This is a genomic window from uncultured Negativibacillus sp., assembly GCF_944388365.1.
In the GTDB taxonomy this organism is placed as follows: Bacteria; Bacillota; Clostridia; order Oscillospirales; family Ruminococcaceae; genus Negativibacillus.
Map to the genome: position 1 here is coordinate 1 of NZ_CALXIN010000148.1, position 3,613 is coordinate 3,613.

Consider the following 3,613-nt stretch of genomic DNA (forward strand, 5'->3'; position numbering starts at 1 on the left):
GGTGGTTGCCTGTGCGTAGGATTTGCCCGAGTAGCAGATGACAACCAGGGTGTCATCCAGGTCGCGGGTGGCTACCTGCATGGTCGAAACGCCTGCGTTAAAGTCGCCGCTCTTGGCTGCGTCCATGTCTGCGCCGACGGCACCTGGGATGTGCGAGGTGTTATAGTCCTCGGCTTTGCGGACGTCCAGGAAGGTATAGCCTTCCTCGCCCAGATGGGTGGATGCGTCCTCGACGCTCATGTACTGCATCTCTACATCCGATTCCGGTGCGGTGATCTCGGCGGATACCTCTACATTTTCCGGCTGTGCCTCGGTCCATGCCTTAAAGCCGCCCTCGAGGGTGTATACCTTGGACATGTCGTAGCCCAGTGCAGACAGCACGTTGGTGGTTGCCTGTGCATAGGATTTACCAGTGTAGCAGATGACAACCAGATTGTTGTCTACGTCCTTGGTTGCCTCCTGCATGGTAGCTACGCCGGCGTCGAAGTCGCCGTTTTTGGCAGCGTCCATGTCTGCGCCGACGGCGCCTGGAACATGCGAGGTGTTATAGTCCTCGGCTTTGCGGACGTCCAGGAAGGTGTAGTCGTCGCTGTCCAGCACCTTGGTGGCATCCTCAACGCTGATGTACTGCATCTCGACGTCTTTTTCCGGTGCGGTGATTTCGGCGGAAGCTGTCTCTTCTGCTGCTTCCTCGGTGCTTTCTTCGGATGCAGCTTCGGTGGTCTCCTCTGTGGTGGTCGAGGTGGTTTCTGTCTCTTTCTGCGATGTGCAGCCAGCCATCATGCTGGCAACCATCATTGCGCAAAGAAGCATTGCCAATACTTTTTTCATTGTTATCTACCTCCAGATATTTATTGATTGCAGAAGGCAAAGGTTTTGCCCTGCAATATTATCATGTCTATCTCTTATCGGTGCGGCGGCGGGAAAATACCACCGCCGTCAGCACCACAAGGATTGCTGTCAGGCGCAGAACAAGCTGCACCTTTGCCGGCAGCGCGGTCTGATAGGGCGAGCAAAACAGTCCAAAACTGAGCGCGCCGGCAAGCTCTGCCGCGGCAGTTGCTGCAAGCCAGCGCCGCAAGCTCAGTCCACTGCCGCCGAGCAGATAGCCCGCAACGCCGCCCATTCCAGGCAGCCACAGCACAAGGGCGATGCACAAAACGCCGCCCCAGCGCTCTATCCGGCGCTGGACAGAGAGCGACAGCCAGCTTTTGACCGGCGGAGCGATCAGCCAGCGGGAGAGCGCAAAGCAGCACGCCGCCGCCAGCAGGTGGCTTGTCCAGGAAAGCAGGATGCCGACAGCTTTGCCGTACACCATGGTGTCGGCGATGGTGACAAGCGGCGGCAGCCACGGCAGGACGGCTGTGCGAAACAGTGCAAGCCAGAAGGCGGTCCAGATGCCGCCGGAGCGCAGCGCACCGGCGAGCGTCTGCGGGCTTTTCTGTGTAAAGAGCATGACCTGTCCCAGAAAGGCTGCCCGCAGGCTGTCCGATAGGCAGACCGCCGCGGCGATCAGCAGCAGCGCCAGCCAGACGATCAGGCGCGCCCTACCTTTGATATCCTCAGAGCGTCGCATCAGGAATTATTCCACTTCCTGAACAGCGCACCAACGATAGTAGGATTCGTCGTAGTTGAGGCTGTTTTCGAAGCCGCACATCTCCAGCACCATCTGCATGTAAGCCGAACGGATGCCGGCGGTGCAGTAGGTGACGATGGTGTCGTCGGTGGTAAGACCTGCTTCTTCAAACATGGCGGTGATTTCCTCGTTGGATTTGAGGACGTTGTCGTCGTTAAACAGGTCGGTGAAGCGGATATGGATGGCGCCTGGCAGGTGGCCGCCGGCTTTTTCGCCGTAGAGCACTTCGCCGTTATATTCTTCGTCGGCGCGGACGTCAACTACCTTGACGGTGTCATAGGTTTCTACCAGGGCATCGGTGTTGATGACGTGGGTTTCGTCGAGGGCAGATACGGTGACTTCGGCAGGAGTGAACTCCTCTGCGCCCTTCTGGGTTGGAACGCCGGCTGCTTCCAGCGCGGAGAAGCCGCGGTCAGCGATCTTGACATTCTCAAAGCCGACAGCGATCAGCTCCCAGGCGATACGTCCATCGTCGCCCCAGCCGTCTTTGCCGTCCGAGAACAGGATGACTTCCTTGTCCGGTGTGATGCCCATCGAGCTGAGCGCTTCGCTGAGCTGGTCGAGCGGCAGGATGGTTCCCCACATCTCGTCGCCGGATTCACCCTCTGCACAGCGGGCTAACGGCTGCCATGCGGTTGCGATGGCGCCCTGCACGGTGCCTTTTTTGGCTGCGTCTGCGCCGCGGGCATCAATAAAGATGACGTCCTCGCTGCCGATGCGCTCCTTGATGTACTCAGGGTCAGCGATGTACTTGCCGGTGAAGGCTGCTTCCTCGGTTTCAGCCTCGGTTTCGGTTTCGGCCTCGGTGGTGGTTTCCTCGGTCTGTTCGGTGGTGGTCTGCTCGGTGGTGGTCTGGGTCTGGCCACAGCCGGTCATCATGCCGGCGAGCATCATTGCACAGAGCAGCAGAGCAAGAATCTTTTTCATGAGAAATACATTCCTTTCTTTTTTGGTCCGTCGATGCGGACCTGTTTATTATTAGCGGAATTTTCCGCCGGTCAACTTTTTATTCCTGCGGGTAAAGCTGAAGCTGATGCGGGTCGATCTCGATGCCGCACCTGCTTCCCACGGCAGGCGGATGCTGTGACTGCACCAGCAGCGTTTCTCCGTCCAACCGCAGATCGACAAGGCTCCATTCACCCTGATAGCGCACCCGCGCGACCTCCCAGCTGCCCTGTTCGAGCAGGCGAAGCATCCCTGGCAGGATGCGCGCAGTATAGCGTCCGTCGCTGCAATCGGGAGCGGCGGCGGTCAGCGCCGGATGGTAAAACACTCCGTCCCTGACCTCTCCGCCAAGGTAGCCGCAGCCGCCGAAGTAGTCCGACGCCTGACCGGTGGCCGGAGCGTGCCAACTGTCCTGCCGGGTCTCCACCTCCACCACTCGTCCGTCCATCATCAGTGCGATGCGGTCGGACATCGAAAGCGCTTCGTTTTTGTCGTGGGTGACCATCACGATGGTGATGTCCGACTGCCGGTGCAGCTCCATCACAAAGCCGCGCATCTCCTCGCGCAGCTTCTCGTCCAGACTGGAAAACGGCTCGTCGAGCAGCAACAGCCGCGGCTGGGCAGCCAGCGCTCTTGCCAGTGCCACCCGCTGCATCTGTCCGCCGGACAGCTGACTGACTCTGCGCTTTTCCATCCCTGGCAGGCGCACAATTTCCAGCAGCCGGCGCACCCGCTGATCCCGCTGAGGACGGGGCATCCGCTGCAATTTGAGCGAAAATTCGATATTGCCTGCGACGCTGAGGTTATCAAACAGCCGCAGGTCCTGAAATACGATGACGGCGCCGCGCTTTTCGGTGGGAAGTCCCAGCACCGACCTTTCGTCGATGCAGATATCTCCCGCCTGCGCTTCCAGCAGTCCCGCCACCGTCTTGAGCAGCGTGCTTTTTCCGCAGCCGGACGGTCCCAGCAGGGAGAGAAGCTCCCCTTGATGAACGCTCAGGTCGATGCCGTGCAGAATCTCCAGCCCGTGCA

4 protein-coding genes are annotated in these 3,613 nt (G+C 59.5%); all 4 read right to left on the bottom strand.

The features are described from left to right. Nucleotides 1–831, bottom strand: an 831-nt coding sequence (locus tag Q0L39_RS11285) for a rhodanese-like domain-containing protein (protein WP_296629260.1), incomplete at its 3' end; no start/stop codon positions are given. A 67-nt stretch (nt 832–898) separates the two neighbouring features. Further along, entirely contained in the window at nt 899–1,576 is a 678-nt protein-coding gene (locus Q0L39_RS11290; RefSeq protein WP_296629261.1) for a hypothetical protein, read from the bottom strand. 6 nt (nt 1,577–1,582) lie between these two features. Further along, on the bottom strand, nt 1,583–2,563 hold the full coding sequence (locus Q0L39_RS11295) for a sulfurtransferase (RefSeq protein WP_296629263.1): 981 nt from the start codon (nt 2,561–2,563) through the stop codon (nt 1,583–1,585). 79 nt (nt 2,564–2,642) lie between these two features. Further along, on the bottom strand, nt 2,643–3,613 hold a 971-nt coding region (locus tag Q0L39_RS11300), incomplete at its 5' end, for an ABC transporter ATP-binding protein (RefSeq protein WP_296629264.1).